Genomic DNA, 16,708 nt, shown 5'->3' with positions numbered 1-16,708 from the left:
CGGCCGTAAATTCTCAGCCATGATCACCCACACCTCACCGGCCCCCGTGAACCCCGTCCTGCGCGTGGCCCCCGCGGCCCCCGCCGAGGCCGCCGCCCACTTCCGGGCGAGCCTCGCCTTCCACACCGACGTCTCCGACGTGGCCGCGGCGCTGGCGGCCGGCGGTGACCCCGGGTTCGTCGTCGTGGACTCCCGCTCGACCGAGTCCTGGGACCAGGGTCACATCCCCGGCGCCGTCCACCTGCCCACCGCCCGCATCCCCGAACAGGCGGGGCAACTCCTCGACCTCTCCGTGCCCGTGGTGACGTACTGCTGGGGCCCCGGCTGTGACGGCGCCACCCGCTCCGCCCTCGCCCTCGCCGAACTCGGCTATCGTGTAAAGGAGTTGCTCGGCGGCTTCGAGTACTGGGTGCGCGAGGGCTTCGCCTACGACACCTGGCAGGGACCGGCGCGGCGCGATCCCGACCCCCTGACCGCGCCGGTCGCAGGCGAGTGCGGCTGCTGACGCCGGCCCGTGTAGGTTCTTGGGCCATGGCTCGATACGCGGATCCAGGCGTGCTGGAGTGGGTGGAGTCGGCCGGCGGCCCTCTGATAGCCGTGCCCGAGACGGTGCTGTCGTTCTGGGCGGGCGCCGACAACGAGGACCTCGCCACGGACTACGACCGGGCGTGCGAGGTCGACGGGCACGTCGGTCTGCTGCCCGTCGGCGACAGCGCGGCCCTCGTGTTCGGCGAGGAACCCGCCTCCACCTCCTTCCTGCCGGAGCACGCCACCTTCGTACGGTGGTCCGCCGCCCACTCCGAGGACGAACTGCTCGCCGGTGTCCCGGCCGCCCTCGACTCGGCGGTGTGGGGCAGCGAGGTGCACTGGCGGGTGCCCGGCCCGGTGCTGCTGTTCGACTCGGCCTGGCCGGGCCGCGCCGCCGGCCGCGTCGAACACCTCCGGGTGCCGCTGGAGGCGGGCACGTACGCGGTGCGCGCCGCGTACGCCCAGCCGGGCCCCGAGACCTGGGTGGGGCTGGTCCGCCTCAGCCGCCTCGGCCACTGACCCGGCCCCCGCGCACGCGACCCCTGCGGTCAGTTCAGCCCGTCGAAGGCGATCTCCAGATGGCGCGGGCCGCGCAGGACCGCGTTCTGCCGGTACGGCGGCGGGTCCGCCACCAGGCGGGGGTTCTCCAGCCGCCGGGCCAGCGCGGCCAGGGCGGTCTGGGCCTCCAGACGGGCCAGCGGGGCGCCGAAGCAGCTGTGGATGCCGCTGCCGAAGCCGAGATGCTGGATGTCCTCACGGTCCGGGTCGAACCGGTCGGGGTCCTTGAACCGCTCGGGATCGCGGTTGCCCGCGGCCAGCATCAGCCAGATGCGCGAGCCCTTGGGGATGACGACCCCGCGCACCTCGATGTCGGCGATACAGGTGCGCTGCGGCACGATCTGCACCGGCGGCTCGTAGCGCAGCAGCTCCTCCACGATCCGCACCGACAGGCCCGGGTCCCGGGCGAGACGGCGCAGGACGTCCGGGTACCGCAGCAGGGTCAGCATGCCGTTGGTGATGAGGTTGACCGTCGTCTCATGGCCGGCGATCAACAGCAGCACCGCGGTGGCGAGCACTTCCATCATCGTCATGGAGCCGTCCGGGCCGTGGCTGTTGACCAGGTCGGACAGCAGGTCGTCCCGTGGTTCCCTGGTGCGCTGCTCGACCAGCCCGGACAGGTACATGCCGAGCTGCAGCCGCGCCTCCTGCGCGGCACGTGCGGAGTCGGCGCTCGTGCGGGAGTCGGGGTCCAGGCCGGCGACGATCGGGTCGACCCAGGCGCGGAACCTGGGCTCGTCCTCGCGGGGCACGCCGAGCAGCCGGCAGATCACCGTCACCGGGAACGGGTAGGCGAACTGGTCCACCAGGTCGATCTGCCGGGCGTCGCCGAGGCTGTCGAGCAGGCCGGCGACGATCTCCTCCAGCTCACCGCGCATGCCCTCGATCCGGCGCGGCCGGTGCGGCGGGCCGAAGCCCTGGTTGGCGATACGCCGCAGCCGGTCGTGCTCGGGCGGGTCGAGCCGGATGAACGACGGCGGCAGCCCGCCCGTCTCGTCCGGCTGGCTCAGCTCGTCGGCCCCGGCGGCGGCCAGGTTGGCGGCGTCGGAGCTGATCCGCGGATCGTGCAGCAGCGCCTCGATGTCCCAGTACGAGCTGATGACGTAGGGGCCGTCCTCCTCCTCGTGCAGCACCGGTGTCCGGCGCAGCTCCTCGTACAGCGGGTACGGGTCGGCGCGGTTGGCGAAGTCGGTGATCTGGCGGAACAGCGAGGCTTTCGGCATGACTCGTTCCTCGGAGCGTCGGGCCGGGCGGCCGTCAGTGGCGGGCGGGGTGGAAGACCAGCTGCTGGTCGGCCGGCGAGTAGCCGCTGAGCGTCACGGTGGGGCCGTGGGTCGGCAGGGACGGGTCGGGGAAGTCGGCCGCCACCGGCTGCCGGTTCTCGGGCCGCCGGTCCATCGTCGGGTACTCCACCGGGAACGGGGCGCCCCGCTCGATCTGCCGTGCGTAGAACTCCAGCCAGCGGGCGTTGTCGAAGGTCACGGCGGCGATGACGCGGCCCTGGTAGCCGTACACGCCGACGAACCGGCGCTCGGCCAGCGAGCCCTGCGTGATCATGAGCTGGTCGCCCATGGGCGGCACGCCCACCGACTTGATGTTCACGCCGAACATCGACGACCAGAACGCCGGCATCCACAGGTGCGGTCGGCGGTCGGCGCCGTGGCAGATCATGTTGTGCGCGGCGGTCTCCGCCTGTGCGACGGCGTTGCCCCAGTGCTCCAGCGACAGGAACTGGTAGCCGAACAGCGCGTGCGGGGAGCGCGCCACGTCGCCCGCCACGAAGACGTCGTCCGTGACGATGCCCCGGAAGTCGAAGGCCCGGCAGCCCGCGTCGCACGCGATGCCCCGGGGCCCGGCACCCAGCCCCGACCCGGTCAGCCACTCGGTGTTGCGCTGCGAACCCAGCGAGACCACGACCACGTCCGCCTCGACGACACTCTCGTCGGACAGATGGACAGCCCGCACCCGGCCGATCGAGTCGCCCTCCAGGCCGGTCACCGTGACATGGGTGCGCAGGTCCACGCCGTTCTCGGTCTGGAGGTCGGCGGCGACCGCGCCGATCACGCCACCGAGCGCGCCCACCAGCGGCGCCCCGGCGCGCTCCGCCACGGTGACCGGGATGCCCTTCTCGCGGCACGCCGAGGCGATCTCCGAACCGGCGAACCCGGCGCCGATGACGAACACCCGGCGCGGTCCCGCGTCCAGCCGCTGGACCAGATCGGCCGCGTCGTCCCGGGTCCGCAGCAGACAGACTCCGCCGAGCCGGGCCTCGTCCTCCTTCAGCCAGGGCCGGGCACGCACCCCGGTCGCGATGAGGAGGCGGTCGTACGGCACCTCGTCCCCGTCGGCCAGCTTGACCCGCCTGGCCGACAGATCCAGCCCGGTCGCCGCGACACCGAGCCGCCACTTTGCGTCGATCTCCCGGCGGTGCGGCAGCTCGGTGCGGCGCGGGGACGCCATGCCCAGCAGGACGGACTTCGACAGCGGCGGGCGGTCGTACGGCTCGTACGGCTCGTCACCGATCAGGGTCAGCTCGCCGGCGAAGCCCTCGGCGCGCAGCGTCTCCGCCGCCCGCAGGCCCGCCAGGGAGGCGCCCACGATGACGATCCGGCCCTCGCGCCGGAGCCGGTCCAGGTGGTCAGCGGCCATCGGACGCCTCCGGCGCCACCTGGCGGGGACCGGTGCCCGGCTCGGTCACGAGGTCCTCCAGCCCGTCGGCGGTGATCGCCTGCACCGGACAGGCGGCGACCGCGCGGGCCAGCCGCTCGCGTTGCTCCTCCGGCGCGTGCGGGTTGTAGATCAGCGACTCCTCGCCGTGCATCGCGAAGACGTCCGGTGCGAGGAACGCGCACTGGGCGTACCCCTGACATTTGTTGAGATCGACGACGAGCCTCATCGACGCTCCGCTCTTCCCGTGGTCATGTCCCGCCCGTCAGCATGCGAGACACGCGCGCACTCCGCTCGTCGGCACCACCGTCCGGGTCAACGGGCGCGACCGCCCACGACCAGGATGTAGCCGCTGAGCACCAGCGACCACGCGGGGAACACCAGCTCCGCCCAGGGCACGTTCGAGGAGGCGAAGAGGAGGGTCACGGTGGTGACGAAGCCCAGCAGCGTGAGCGGGCGGGGCAGTACGCCCAGGCGGTGGCCGAGCACCGACAGCGAGCACACGAAGACGGCCGCCATCCGCATGGCGTACTCCATCAGCAGGAGGTAGGCGAAGTGGCGCCCGAAGTCCCAGGAGGCCGGCGGCGGTGCCGTGCCGCTCGGATGCGCGACGTCGAGCACGGCACCGGCGGCGGCGCCGACGCCGAACAGTGTGGCGGTGAAGACCAGTCCGCTGCCCAGGAAGACCGTCGCGAGGAACTTGTCCTCCGCCGCGCCGACGTGCGCCCGTACGGCACCGATGAACCACAGGCAGAAGATCCCGGCGAACGGCACCAGCGCGAGGGCCGTCCGGAGCGCGGCGCGCCGCCCGGAGTCGGTGAACCCCCGGGCGGTGACCACGTGCGCCCCTTGCGGGATGCCCAGGCGCACGAGCACGATGACCGTCGCCAGCAACAGCGCGAACACGACCCCGGCCAGCCCGGCGGCCCGCGGCGTCCGCAGCGCCTCCGCCGCCCCCGTCTCCCGGCTCCCCGCCACGCACCCCGCCTCCTCGCCGCCGGCGTCATCGCTTCCGCCACCAGCCAGCAGTCCGCCGCCCCCGCCCGCCACCGGGGAGGGCCGGACGGCGGACACCGGGTCCGGCGCGGGAGCCGACGGCGCCGGGGGGCCGCCTGTGCCCAACTCCCTTGGGGCAGAAGGCCGTCAGAGCCGGGCGAGCTCGTCCACCAGGTCGTCCAGGCCCAGCGAACCCTGCGACAGCGCGGCCATGTGCCAGGCCTTCAGGTCGAAGGCGTCGCCGTGCCGCTCGCGCGCCTTCTCCCGGCCCAGCAGCCACGCCCGCTCACCGAGCTTGTAGCCGATCGCCTGGCCCGGAATCGTCAGGTACCGGGTCACCTCGCTCTCCACGAAGTCCGCCGGCCGGCTGCTGTGCGCACGGAAGAACTCCTGCGCCAGCTCCGGCGTCCAGCGCTCACCGGGGTGGAACGGCGAGTCCGCCGGAATCTCCAGCTCCAGGTGCATGCCGATGTCCACGATCACCCGGACCGCGCGCATCATCTGCGCGTCCAGGTAGCCGAGCCGCTCCTCCGGGCCCTTCAGATAGCCCAGTTCGTCCATCAGCCGCTCCGCGTACAGGGCCCAGCCCTCCGCGTTGGCGCTGACCCCGCCGACCGTGGCCTGGTAGCGGGAGAGGTCCTCCGCCACGTGCGCCCACTGCGCGAGCTGGAGGTGATGGCCGGGCACGCCCTCGTGGTACCAGGTCGAGACGAGGTCGTAGACCGGGAAGCGGGTCTGGCCCATGGTCGGCAGCCAGGTGCGGCCCGGACGCGAGAAGTCCTCCGACGGGGCCGTGTAGTACGGCGCCGCGGCACCGCCGGGCGGTGCGATGCGCGACTCCACCCGGCGCACCCGCTCGGCGAGTTCGAAGTGGGTGCCGTCCAGGTCCGCGACGGCCTGGTCCATGAGACCCTGGAGCCACTCCCGGACCTCCTCGACGCCCTCGATGTGCCGGCCGTGCTCGTCCAGGTGGGCGAGCGCCACCCACGGCGTCCCGGCACCGGGCAGGATCTTCTCCGCCTCCCGCCTCATCTCGCCGAGCAGCCGGTGGAACTCTGCCCAGCCGTACCCGTACGCCTCGTCGAGGTCCAGGTCGGTGCCGTTGAAGTAGCGGGACCAGCGGGCGTAGCGCTCGCGGCCCACGGTGTCCGGGGTGCCCTCGATCGCCGGGGCGTACACGTCCCGCAGCCAGTCCCGCAGCTCCGTCAGGGCGGCGGTCGCGGCGCGGGCCGCCTCGTCCAGCTCGGCGCGCAGCGCGTCCGGCCCGGCGGCGGCGAAGTCCTCGAACCAGCCGCGGCCCGAGCCGTCGGTGTCCGTCCACTCGGTCAGCTGCCCGATGTACGTCGCCGTCGGCCGGGGGGCCGCGAACAGCTTGCGGTCCAGGCCCAGCTCGATCGACTCCCGGTAGCCCGCGAGCGCCCCGGGCACCGCGCGCAGCCGCTCGGCGATCGCCGCCCAGTCCTCCTCCGTCTGCTGAGGGGTCACCGTGAACACGTCCCGCACCGCGTGGCCGGGGGTGTGCATGTTGCCGACCGCGCGCAGGTGTTCGTCCGCCTCGTGGACCGCGAGTTCGGCGGTCAGCCGCTCCCGCAGCAGCCGCGCGCAGCGGCGCTCCACGTCACTGTCCGCGCCGGGCCGGCGCTCCGCCTCGTCGAGCCGGGCGAGCGTCGCCCGCGACAGCCGGGCGAGAGCCTCCTGACCGGCCGGGGAGTAGTCGGGCAGCCGGGTCGAACTCTCCTTCACACCGAGATAGGTACCGGTGACCGGGTCGAGGGCGATGAGGTCGTCCACATACGCGTCGGCCACCTGACGGGGCAGCGGGCTCTTGGTCTCAGACATGCCGCCCATCCTCGTACGACGGCGATCTCCGCGTCACCCGGGTTCGGGGGGATTCAGCTGTGGGCTTGGCCGGGCGGCAGCAGCGGCCCGCACTCCCACTGCTGGAAGATCAACCGGGTCTCCACCCGGGCCACTTCCCGCCGCGAGGTGAACTCGTCGAGCACCAGCCGCTGAAGATCGGCCATGTCCGCGACGGCCACGAGCACCAGATAGTCGTCCGGCCCGGTCAGATGGAACACCGTCCGGGCCTCCGGCAGCGCCCGGATCCGCTCCACGAAGGGCCCCACCAGCTCCCGCCGGTGCGGCCGTACCTGCACCGACAGCAGCGCCTGGAGCCCGCGCCCCAGCTTGGCCGGATCCAGCCGCAGCCGATGACCGAGGATCACACCCGAGCGGCGCAGCCGGGTCACCCGGTCCAGGCAGGTCGACGGAGCGACGCCCACCTGCTCGGCGAGGTCGCGGTAGGTGGTCCGGGCGTCGTTCTGCAGGAGCCGCAGCAGATGGAGGTCCACCGGATCCAGTACGACAGATTCGGCCATTGGCCGAACGTAGCACGGTGTTCGATCCGCGGAAACCGTTCAATGTTCACCCTTCCGGTCATGGACACAGCGAGCACCGGTGCCTACGACGGCGTACGCACCGCATCGAGAGCCCTTGCCACCGAGGCCGTGCACGCCGGCCGCGACGACCTCGCCCGCCAGGGTCTGCACGCCCCGCCGATCGACCTGTCCACCACCTACCCGTCGTACGACAGCCGCGCCGAGGCCGCCCGCATCGACGCGTTCGCGACCGACGGCGCCGACCCGGCCGGGCCGCCCGTCTACGGCCGGCTCGGCAATCCGACGGTCGCCCGCTTCGAGACCGCGCTGGCCCGCCTGGAGGGCACCGAGTCCGCGGTCGCCTTCGCCAGCGGCATGGCCGCGCTCAGCGCCGTCCTCCTCGCACGCTCCGCCATGGGCCTGCGGCACGTCGTCGCCGTACGGCCGCTGTACGGCTGCAGCGACCATCTGCTGACCGCCGGGCTCCTCGGTACGGAGGTCACCTGGACCGACCCGGCCGGGATCACCGCCGCGCTGCGCCCGGACACCGGTCTGGTGCTGGTTGAGTCCCCGGCCAACCCGACCCTCGCCGAACTCGACCTGCGCGCCGTCGCCCACGCCTGCGGCTCGGTCCCGCTGCTCGCCGACAACACCTTCGCCACGCCCGTCCTGCAACGCCCGGCCGAGCAGGGCGCCCGGCTGGTGCTGCACAGCGCCACCAAGTACCTCGGCGGCCACGGGGACGTGCTGGCCGGAGTGGTGGCCTGCGACGAGGAGTTCGCGGGCAGGCTGCGGCAGATACGGTTCGCCACCGGCGGCGTCCTGCATCCCCTCGCGGGCTACCTCCTGCTCCGGGGGCTGTCCACGCTCCCGGTGCGCGTGCGGGCCGCCTCCGCGAACGCCGCCGAACTGGTCCGCCGCCTCACCACCGACCCGCGCGTGGCCCGCGTCCACTACCCGCGCCTCGGCGGCGCGATGATCGCCTTCGAGGTGTACGGCGACCCGCACGAGGTCATCTCCCGGGTCCGGCTCGTCACCCCGGCGGTCAGCCTGGGCAGCGTCGACACGCTCATCCAGCACCCCGCGTCCATCAGCCACCGCATCGTCGACGCCGACGACCGGCGCGGGGCGGGGGTGAGCGACCGGCTGCTGCGGCTGTCGGTGGGCCTGGAGGATCCGGACGACCTGTGGGCGGATCTGGACCAGGCGCTGGGTGCCACGCCGGAGACCGCGGTGGGTGCCGGTGAGTCCGTCACCGCCGGGCACCTCCGTCGTGGCTGAGCGCGGGCGCGGCGGAGTCAGGTGAGCCGGGTGTGCGCCGTACGGGCGTTGCGGGCGCCGACCGCCCGGGTCGCGTCCAGCCGGGCCGTGATCACCAGGGTGCCCTCCTCGATCTGGTAGTCCAGGGGAAGGCCGAGGCCGCGCATCGCGGCGACCATGCCGGTGTTGGACGCCTGCGTCACGGCGTACACGCTCGCGCAGCCGGCGTCCTCGGCCATGGCGACCAGCCGGCCGAGCAGTTCGGCGCCGATGCCGCGCTGCTGCCAGTCGTCCTCGACCAGCAGCGCGACCTCGGTCTCGTCGCCGTCCCACAGCAGATGGCCGAGGCCGACGATGCGGCCGGCGGCGGTCTGCGCGGCCAGGGTGCGCCCGAAGCGCGGGCTGAGCAGGTGGTTCAGATAGCGGTCGGCGTCGCCGACCGGGCCGTGGTAGCGCAGGCCGAGGGTGCGCGGCGAGCACCGCTCGTGCATCGCCCTGGCCGCCGCCACGTCACCGGTGTCGGCGCGGCGGACGGTGATGTCGTCGCCCGCGGGCAGCGTCAGCACGTACTCGCCGCGCGGGATGCGCGGGCCGAGCCGGTTGTCCAGTTCCACCAGCGCCCGGGCCCGCGCGAACTCGGTCGGTGTGAACGGCAGATACGGCCGCTCCACCGTGAGCACCCCGCCCTCGGGCGCGCGCAGTCGCATCACGGTGTCCTCCAGCACGCCCTCGACCGGCACCGGCTGCGGCCCACGGCCCCCGCCGACCGGCTTGCCGGGCAGCGAACGGATGGTGCAGCGGCCCAGCAACTGACGCAGCGCGAGCGGCAGTTCGGCGGCGTCCAGTGCGGTGCGCGCGGCGAGGCCGAGCACCCGGGTGGGGGCGTCGACCAGGTCGTGGGCGTCGGCCCGCTCGATCCAGGTGGACACGCCCCCGGCCAGCGCGACGGCCCGGGTGATCGCGGCCGCCTCCAGGGTGCCCGGCGCCCGCAGCAGGAACTCGTCCACGGTGCCGTCGGCCAGCGGATGCGTCTGGAGGCTGAGGATGTCGACGCGCTGTCCGGCGAGCGCCGTGCACAGGGCCGCCAGCGAGCCCGGCTCGTCCTGTACGGTCGTCCGCATCCGCCACAGCGCGGCGGCGCCGGCCGTCTCGCCCGCCGCCGTGCCGGGCTGCTCGGCGGACCCGGCCGACCGTGTCCCGGCGGTGGGCCGGGCGCCGGTATCGTCGGCCGGCGGTGCGTGGCCGTGGCGCCGTGCCCACCAGGTGTGGAAGCCGGCCGTCGAGGCGAGCAGCACCGCCGAGATCACCAGCAGGGCGGGGCCGCCGGGGCCGTGCCCGATCAGGTTCGCCACCCCGTCGGCGACCGCGACGGCGGTGAACAGGGCGGCGAGTTCGACGACGTCGCGGCGCCAGTGGTGCACGGGGCGTCCGTGCTTCGTGCGGGTCACATCGGACATCTCTGGAGTCATACACCCACTGTGAAGGAAGGGTGTTGCGTGATCACGAACGCTTTGTGACCGATGGGTAAAGTATGCTCCGCGCCAATTGTCCAGATTTTTACGACCCCGCGCCCCCGACCGGGGCCCGGGTGCGGCGGGACCCTGCCGCGCTCCGGGGGATGACGCCGTAGCGCGGCACGGTGTGAGAGGAAGCGTACCCGCCGTCGGCTACTGGCCGACCCGGCCCGGCTGGAGCGTCCGCGTGAACAGCACGGTGCCGTCGTACTCCCGCAGCCGGACCGTCAGTTCGCCGCTTTCGCCGTCGATGTCCACCTCGCCGAAGAACTGGTAGCCCTCGGCCGGTGACACGTTCGCGGTCGTCGGCGCCTTGACGAACACCCGGTCCGGGCCGAACGTGCCGTCGAGGGCGTTGGCCGGGAACGCGCCCGCGTTGAGCGGGCCGGAGACGAACTCCCAGAACGGCTCGAAGTCCTTGAACGCGGCCCGCGCGGGGTCGTAGTGCTGGGCGGACGTGTGGTGCACGTCGGCCGTCAGCCACACCGTGCCGGTGATCCGCCGGTGCTTGATGAACCGCAGCAGCTCGGCGATCTGCAGCTCGCGGCCCAGCGGCGCGCCCGGGTCGCCCTGCGCGACCGCCTCGAAGTTCGGCCTGCCCTCGACCGGGTCCGGCACGACCAGCCCGAGCGGCATGTCGTTGGCGATCACCTTCCACACCGCGCGGGACTTCGCCAGCTCCCGCTTGAGCCACTCCAGCTGCTCGCGGCCGAGGATGCCGACCGGGTCCGTGGTCTGGTCGTCGGGGGAGTTGGCGTTGCGGTAGGTGCGCATGTCGAGCACGAACACGTCCAGCAGCGGGCCGTGGTGCACGACGCGGTAGATGCGGCCGTCGGGGCGGCCGCTGATCGTGGAGATCGGGAAGTACTCGGAGAACGCCTGCCGCGAGCGCAGCGCCAGGTCGTCGAGCCGGGTGCCGGCCGGGTAGGGGGTGTTGGTGCCGATGACCTCGCCGGGGTACCAGTTGTTGCGCACCTCGTGGTCGTCCCACTGGATGATGTTCGGCACCTGGGCGTTGAACCGGCGCAGCGCCTGGTCCAGCAGGTTGTAGCGGAAGTTGCCCCGGTAGTCGGCCAGGGTGGTCGCGACGTGCGACTTCTCCTCGGTGGTGAGGCTGCGGTACACGCTGCCGTCGGGCAGCGGCGCGCTCGCCGCGATGGGGCCGTCGGCGTAGATGTTGTCGCCGCTGCACAGGAAGAAGTCGGGGTCCGTCCGCGCCATGGCGTCGAAGATGCGGTAGCCGCCGATGGACTCGTTGATGCCCCAGCCCTGTCCGGCGAGGTCGCCCGACCAGACGAACTTCACGCCGCGGCGCCGCTCGGCGGGCGCCGTGCGGAAGGTCCCGGTCACCGGTTCGCCCGTGCGGCGCGGGTCGTCGGGATCGGCGAGCAGCACGCGGTAGTGGACCTGCTCGCCCGCGGGCAGGCCGTGCAGCCGGGTGGTGCCGGTGAAGTCGGTGCCGGAGCCGAGCAGCGGGCCCTGCCATCGGCGCGGATCGCGGAACGACTCGGTGGCCGCGGTCTCCACGATCATCCGGGCGGGCCGGTCCGAACGCACCCACACCAGGCCGGAGTTCGCGGTCACGTCGCCCGCCTGCACCCCCCAGCTCGCCTGCGGGCGCCCGGAGCGGGCGAACGCCGGGGCCGCGCCGAGGCCGACGGGCAGGGTCAGGGCCGCCGACGCGGCGAGCGAGCCGCGCAACACGCTGCGGCGACCGGGGAACGGACGGTGGGACATGGCTGTGCCTCCAGGGGCAGGATCCGGCCAGTGTGCACAGCCACACCTACGCGGGCGTCGCGGCGCGCACGCGAACCCGAAGTGAACAACCGGCCGAGGGCGGCGGGTTCGGGCGCGCCGGTACCCGGATCCGGGTCAGCGGCTGCCGTCCAGGACGACGCGCGCGACGAGCGCCGGATCGTCGTTCATCGGGACGTGGCCGCAGCCGGGCAGCCGCACCAGACGCGCGTGCGGGATCATGCGCTTGGCGCGCACGCCCTGCCGGCGCACGAGGATGCGGTCCCGGGTGCCCCAGCCCACCGTGACCGGCAGGCCCGCCAGTTCGTCGGTGAACCGCACCGCCCGGCCCGCCCGCAGCGTCGCGTCGAAGCCCGTGGCCTCCACGATCGCGAGCGTCTCGGCCACCACGGCCTCGGGCGCGCGGCGCGCGGGACGGGCATAGATCGTGCTCGTCAGCGCCGTACGCCCGGCCGCCGTCCGCGACAGGCGCTCCACCAGGGGCAGCGGCATCCGCCGGGCGACCGCCCGCATCGCGAGCAGGGTCGTGAAGGCGTAGCGGCGCTCGGCCTCGGTCCAGAATCCGGCGGGGGACAGGGCCGTGACGGACCGCACGAGCTTCTCGCGGCCCAGCTCCAGGGCGAGCAGGCCGCCGAGCGAGTTGCCCGCCACGTGCGGACGGTCCAGCTCCAGGACCTCGAACAGGGCGCCGAGTACCGCGTTGGTGTCGGGCAGGGTGTAGTCGAGGCCGTCCGGCAGGCCCGGCGAGGCGCCGAAGCCGGGCAGGTCGACGGCGATCACCTCCCGCTCGGTGGCGAGGATGTCCACCACCGGGTCCCAGGCCTGCCGGTGGTGGCCGATGCCGTGCAGCAGGACCAGCGGCTCGCCGCGGCCCACGCGCGCGTAGGACACGGTCACGTCCTTCGGGCCGTGCGGACCGGGGACCGGGAAGGAGACGGTGGCGGACATGGGATGCTCCTCGTCTGGCTGCTGACGAACGTCATAGACAGTTTGTCAGCAACTGCTACCCGTCGGTAGCCCCCGGAACGGCCACGGTCGGTCAGTCCGCCCGGCGCACCTCGATGTTGAAGTCCGCGCTGCCGGAGTTGCGGTACATGGTGAACCACAGCAGCAGGTACATCTCCGTCGCCCGCGCGGTGCGGAGCCCGCCCAGGTCCACCACCCGCTCCGCCGGCCAGCCCAGCTCCCCGAGCAGCGCCGTCACCTGTTCCTTGGCCCCGGCGTCGTCACCGCTCACGAAGAGGTTGTGCGCACCCGGCACCCGGTCCGGGTCCACCATCACCTGGGCGTTGATCGTGTTCAGCGTCTTCACCACGCGCGCGTGCGGGAAGGCCCGCTGGATCCGCTCGGCCACGCTGTCCGACTCCACGGGGTCCAGCCGCGCCTCGCCGTCCACGAACGCCAGCGGGTTGCAGACGTCCACCAGCACCTTGCCGTCGAGATGCTCCGCGCCGGCCGCGCGCAGCGCGTCGAGCGCCACCGGGCCGCCCACGGCGTTGACCACCACCTCGGCCGCCGCGGCCGCCTCCGCGAACGTGCCCGCGCGGGCACGGTCCCCCTTGCCCGCGGCCCACTCCAGTGCCACCGGATTGTCCTTGGCACGCGACCCGAGGGTCACCTCGTGCCCCAGCTCCACCAGCTTGCCGGCCAGCGTGCGGCCCACCTCGCCCGTGCCCAGTACCCCGTACCGCATCGGCCACCTCCCGGTCACCGGCCGCCGACCCCCGGCGGTCCGCGGTCATTGTGATCCGGATCCTGGGCGGACGGGCCGATTCCGCCCGGTCCGTCTCGGGGCGCGGACGAAGCGCGCGGGACGAAGGCGCGGGACGCGGAACTGGACACGCCCGGCGCGGGTCGGATGGGATGCGGGGGTGAGCTCCGACACCGAGACCGATGTCTTCACCGACGTCTTCGAAGAACACCGGCCCCTGCTCATGGGGGTCGCCTACCGCATGCTCGGCCGCGTCGCCGACGCCGAGGACGTGGTCCAGGACGCCTGGCTGCGCTGGTCCCGCGCCGACCGCACGGAGGTCCGCGAACCGGGCGCCTATCTGGTGCGCATCACCACCCGCCTGGCCATCGACCGGCTGCGCCAGGTGCAGGCGCGCGGCGAGTCGTACGTCGGACCGTGGCTGCCGGAGCCGTACGTCGGCGAGTTCGGCGACCCGGCCCCGGACGCGGCGGACCGCGTCCTGCTCGCCGACAGCGTCTCCTTCGCCGTGCTGGTCGTCCTGGAATCGCTGTCCCCGCTGGAGCGGGCCGTCTTCGTGCTCCGGGAGGCGTTCGGCTACCCGTTCGCCGAGATCGCCGCGCTGCTCGACCGCGGCGAGGCGGCGGTACGGCAGCTCGCCGGGCGGGCCCGACGGCACGTCGACGAACGCCGGCCGCGCTACGAGGTCGATCCCGTCCAGCGCCGCGCGGTGACCGAGCGCTTCCTCGACGCCGCGTCCGACGGCGACCTGGACGCGCTCATGTCCCTGCTCGCCCCCGACGTCCGCCTGGTCGGCGACAGCGGCGGCAAGGCCAAGGCGCCCTCGCGGATCGTGCACAGCGCCGACAAGGTCGGCCGCTTCCTGGCCGCCGTCGTACCGGGCGCCTGGGAGACCATGTCGTACCGCTTCGTGGAGGCCAACGGCGGCCCGGCCGTCCTGCTCCTGGACGGCGACCGGCCCGACAGCCTCTTCCAGCTGGAGATCGCGGACGGCCGCGTCACGACCGTGTACATCGTCCGCAACCCCGACAAGCTGCGGCACCTCGCCACCGTCTGACCCGGGCACCCTCCCGCCCCGCGAAGCCCCCGCCGTACGACGGGGGCTTTGCCGCGATGTCACACCCCCGCGCGCGTGCGAACGCCTCGTGAACGCTGTACGGCGGCGCGTCCGTGGGTTGCCCAAGGGATCGAGGATTGGTCTTGACCAAGGGTGACGGCCGCCCTATGGTCGCAGACAAGTGCAACAACCTTTAATAAACAAGGGCGCTAAAAACCGCCGGACCACGGCTCTCGCGGAGGACAGGGTGGGGACCACGCAGCTGGAATCGGTGCCGGAACCGAAGTACTGGCATCTCAGGACGGTGCTGAGCGAGGCACTGGACTCCGAGTTCTCGGTCGGTGAGATCCTGCCCAACGAGCGCGACCTCGCCGCCCGCTTCGGCGTGGCCCGCGCCACGCTCCGCCAGGCGCTCGAACAGCTGGAGCTGGAGGGCCGCCTCCAGCGCCGCCGCGGTGTCGGTACGACCGTGGCGCCGCCGCGCGTCGGCGTGGCCGTCGGCACCGAGCAGCACGCCTGGCCGGGCGCCGCCGGGGACGCCTGGCAGCCCGTCGACTGCGAGCAGACGACCCCGCCCGCCGCCGTCGCCGCGGCCCTGGAGAGCGGCGCCGGCGAGCCCGTGCACGTCGTGCGCCGGTCCCGGATGTCCCAGGGCCAGCGTGTCGCCACCGACCTGCTCTACGTCCCGGCGGCCTCGGTGCCCGGCCTCACCGCGATCGACGCCCCGTCCGGACCGGCACGCGCGCGTGCGGTGCTGCGCGAGCTCCAGCACCTGACCCTGGAGGGCCAGGACCGCTCCGTCGAACTGGGCTCGGCCCGTGCGGACGACGCGAAGGACCTCGACCGCCTCCCCGGCTCACCGGTCCTCGTCGTCACGACCCGCTTCGCCGCCGAGGGCCGCACGGCCGCGCTGTCCGTCGCGACCTACCGGGCCGACACCTGCCGGCTGACCTTCGGCGACTCGACGGGCGTGGAGATACACCACGATCCGGAGCGCCAGGCCTCCTGAGCCCTTCCGTGACGGCGCGGCAGTCGTGCGACGACCCGCGCCGTCACGGCGCATCGCTCACCGACGGGCCGTCACCGAGCCGTCCACGGCGAACAGTTGCGCCTCGACATGGTCCAGGGCCAACCGCAACGCCCCGGTGGACACGGCAGCCTCACCCAACGACGACAACGCCACCTGAGGCGGCCGCAGGCAGTACCGCGCCAGTTCACGGCGCAGCGGTTCCAGGACGCCGTCCAGACCGGCCGCCCAGCCGCCGATCACGACCAGCTCGGGATCGAGCGCGAGCACCAGCGCGGCGACATCGTGCACGAGCCGCTGGATGAAGCGGTCGACGGCCGCCCGCGCCCGCTGGTCGCCCTTGCGCGCCAGCGCGAACACCTCGGCGACCGCCTGTTCGTCCAGCGGATGCAGCGGCTCGTCGGTGGTGGACAGCAGCGCCTCCGGCGTCGCCTCCCGCCCCAGCAGATGCAGCGCCCCGATCTCCCCGGCCGCCCCGCCGTACCCCCGGTGCAGCCGCCCGCCGATCAGCGAACCCGCGCCCGGACTCAGCCCCGCCAGCACGAACACCATGTCGTCGGACTCGGTCGCCACACCCTTCCAGTGCTCGGCGACGGCCGCCGCGTTGGCGTCGTTCTCCACCAGCACCGGGCACTTGAAGGACCGGCTCAGCCGCTCGCCCAGGTTCAGCCCGGTCCACTGCGGCAGCGCCGTGCCCAGCCGTACCGTGCCGTCGGCCGCCACGATCCCCGGCGTGCCCACGCCGACCGCCCGCAGCGAGCCGCGCGCGACCCCGGCCCGGCGCAGCAGTTCGGCGACCACGCCGCGCAGCCGGTCCAGACGCTCGTCCGCCGAGGCCGTCTCGTCGACCTCCCTGGCCTGTGCGCCCAGCACCCGCCCGTCCAGGTCGGACAGCAGCGCGGCGACCCGGTGCGGCTCGATCTCCAGGCCCAGCAGATGCCCCGCCTCGGCCCGGAACCGGAACCGGCGCGCGGGCCGGCCCTGACGGCGCGCGCCGCCCTCGTCGGCGGCCGTCTCCACGACGAGCCCGCCCTCGATGAGCCCTTCGACGACGCCCTCGACGGTCGGCCGGGACAGTCCGGTGAAGCGGGTGATCTCGGTGAGCGTCGCACAGTCCGTGCCGCGCAGCGCGTGCAGCACCACCGCGGAATTGATCCTTCGCAGCAGCGAGGGATCGCCGCCGGTCAGCTGCGTCACCGTCCGTCCTTCCAGCTCGCGGGGGTATTGGGGCGGATGGTACTCGGCCGGACGCGCCTG

16 protein-coding genes are annotated in these 16,708 nt (G+C 73.6%); 5 read left to right on the top strand and 11 right to left on the bottom strand.

Translation table 11 applies throughout. The features are described from left to right. Positions 1-19: 19 nt before the first annotated feature. Both AC4OXY_RS12145 and AC4OXY_RS12140 read left to right on the top strand, forming a co-directional pair. Positions 20-505: a rhodanese-like domain-containing protein gene (locus tag AC4OXY_RS12145; protein ID WP_356030069.1), complete on the top strand. Its 486-nt coding sequence runs from the start codon at positions 20-22 to the stop codon at positions 503-505. Between the two features lie 26 nt (positions 506-531). Then, complete coding sequence (locus tag AC4OXY_RS12140) at positions 532-1,047, top strand: immunity 21 family protein (protein WP_356030071.1); 516 nt, start codon at positions 532-534, stop codon at positions 1,045-1,047. Between the two features lie 29 nt (positions 1,048-1,076). Here the strand turns inward: AC4OXY_RS12140 and AC4OXY_RS12135 are convergent, their stop codons facing one another. The 6 genes from AC4OXY_RS12135 to AC4OXY_RS12110 all read right to left on the bottom strand — a co-directional run bounded on the left by AC4OXY_RS12135 (position 1,077) and on the right by AC4OXY_RS12110 (position 7,127). Further along, positions 1,077-2,309, bottom strand: a complete 1,233-nt coding sequence (locus AC4OXY_RS12135; protein ID WP_491993903.1) for a cytochrome P450 — start codon at positions 2,307-2,309, stop codon at positions 1,077-1,079. A gap of 34 nt (positions 2,310-2,343) precedes the next feature. After that, positions 2,344-3,735, bottom strand: coding sequence for an NAD(P)/FAD-dependent oxidoreductase (locus tag AC4OXY_RS12130; protein WP_356030074.1), 1,392 nt, complete (start codon positions 3,733-3,735; stop codon positions 2,344-2,346). Next, complete coding sequence (locus AC4OXY_RS12125; RefSeq protein WP_356030075.1) at positions 3,725-3,982, bottom strand: ferredoxin; 258 nt, start codon at positions 3,980-3,982, stop codon at positions 3,725-3,727. The genes AC4OXY_RS12130 and AC4OXY_RS12125 overlap by 11 nt, the downstream gene beginning before the upstream one ends. Before the next feature lie 86 nt (positions 3,983-4,068). Next, a complete protein-coding gene (locus tag AC4OXY_RS12120) occupies positions 4,069-4,731 on the bottom strand; it encodes a hypothetical protein (RefSeq protein ID WP_491993902.1) in 663 nt (220 codons plus the stop codon). 165 nt (positions 4,732-4,896) lie between these two features. Further along, complete coding sequence (locus tag AC4OXY_RS12115) at positions 4,897-6,588, bottom strand: DUF885 domain-containing protein (RefSeq protein ID WP_376288341.1); 1,692 nt, start codon at positions 6,586-6,588, stop codon at positions 4,897-4,899. A 53-nt stretch (positions 6,589-6,641) separates the two neighbouring features. Next, positions 6,642-7,127 (bottom strand): Lrp/AsnC family transcriptional regulator, encoded by a 486-nt coding sequence (locus AC4OXY_RS12110; RefSeq protein ID WP_356030079.1) that lies wholly within the window; start codon positions 7,125-7,127, stop codon positions 6,642-6,644. Between the two features lie 60 nt (positions 7,128-7,187). Here AC4OXY_RS12110 and AC4OXY_RS12105 point away from each other — a divergent pair, with 60 nt between their 5' ends. After that, on the top strand, positions 7,188-8,408 hold the full coding sequence (locus AC4OXY_RS12105; protein WP_356030080.1) for a trans-sulfuration enzyme family protein: 1,221 nt from the start codon (positions 7,188-7,190) through the stop codon (positions 8,406-8,408). Between the two features lie 17 nt (positions 8,409-8,425). On the opposite strand, the gene AC4OXY_RS12100 is transcribed toward AC4OXY_RS12105, so the two are convergent. The 4 genes from AC4OXY_RS12100 to AC4OXY_RS12085 all read right to left on the bottom strand — a co-directional run bounded on the left by AC4OXY_RS12100 (position 8,426) and on the right by AC4OXY_RS12085 (position 13,349). Continuing rightward, positions 8,426-9,844 carry a GNAT family N-acetyltransferase gene (locus AC4OXY_RS12100; protein WP_362821352.1) on the bottom strand — a complete coding sequence of 473 codons (1,419 nt, stop codon included), beginning with the start codon at positions 9,842-9,844 and terminating at the stop codon, positions 8,426-8,428. Positions 9,845-10,054: 210 nt separating this feature from the next. After that, positions 10,055-11,638, bottom strand: a complete 1,584-nt coding sequence (locus AC4OXY_RS12095; RefSeq protein ID WP_356030083.1) for an alkaline phosphatase D family protein — start codon at positions 11,636-11,638, stop codon at positions 10,055-10,057. Positions 11,639-11,773: 135 nt separating this feature from the next. Continuing rightward, positions 11,774-12,604, bottom strand: coding sequence for an alpha/beta fold hydrolase (locus tag AC4OXY_RS12090; protein ID WP_491993901.1), 831 nt, complete (start codon positions 12,602-12,604; stop codon positions 11,774-11,776). A gap of 91 nt (positions 12,605-12,695) precedes the next feature. Next, on the bottom strand, positions 12,696-13,349 hold the full coding sequence (locus AC4OXY_RS12085) for an NADPH-dependent F420 reductase (RefSeq protein WP_356030085.1): 654 nt from the start codon (positions 13,347-13,349) through the stop codon (positions 12,696-12,698). A gap of 178 nt (positions 13,350-13,527) precedes the next feature. Here AC4OXY_RS12085 and AC4OXY_RS12080 point away from each other — a divergent pair, with 178 nt between their 5' ends. Both AC4OXY_RS12080 and AC4OXY_RS12075 read left to right on the top strand, forming a co-directional pair. Further along, positions 13,528-14,424 (top strand): RNA polymerase sigma-70 factor, encoded by an 897-nt coding sequence (locus tag AC4OXY_RS12080; RefSeq protein ID WP_356030086.1) that lies wholly within the window; start codon positions 13,528-13,530, stop codon positions 14,422-14,424. Between the two features lie 247 nt (positions 14,425-14,671). Then, the gene (locus tag AC4OXY_RS12075) at positions 14,672-15,433 is read left to right on the top strand and encodes a GntR family transcriptional regulator (RefSeq protein ID WP_356030087.1); all 762 of its coding nucleotides are present in this window, start codon (positions 14,672-14,674) and stop codon (positions 15,431-15,433) included. Between the two features lie 57 nt (positions 15,434-15,490). Here the strand turns inward: AC4OXY_RS12075 and AC4OXY_RS12070 are convergent, their stop codons facing one another. Continuing rightward, positions 15,491-16,648, bottom strand: a complete 1,158-nt coding sequence (locus AC4OXY_RS12070; protein WP_362821349.1) for an ROK family transcriptional regulator — start codon at positions 16,646-16,648, stop codon at positions 15,491-15,493. Positions 16,649-16,708 lie beyond the last annotated feature (60 nt).

It is taken from the genome of Streptomyces sp. HUAS MG56 (assembly GCF_058673395.1).
This window is presented reverse-complemented; position numbering and strand designations above follow the sequence as displayed.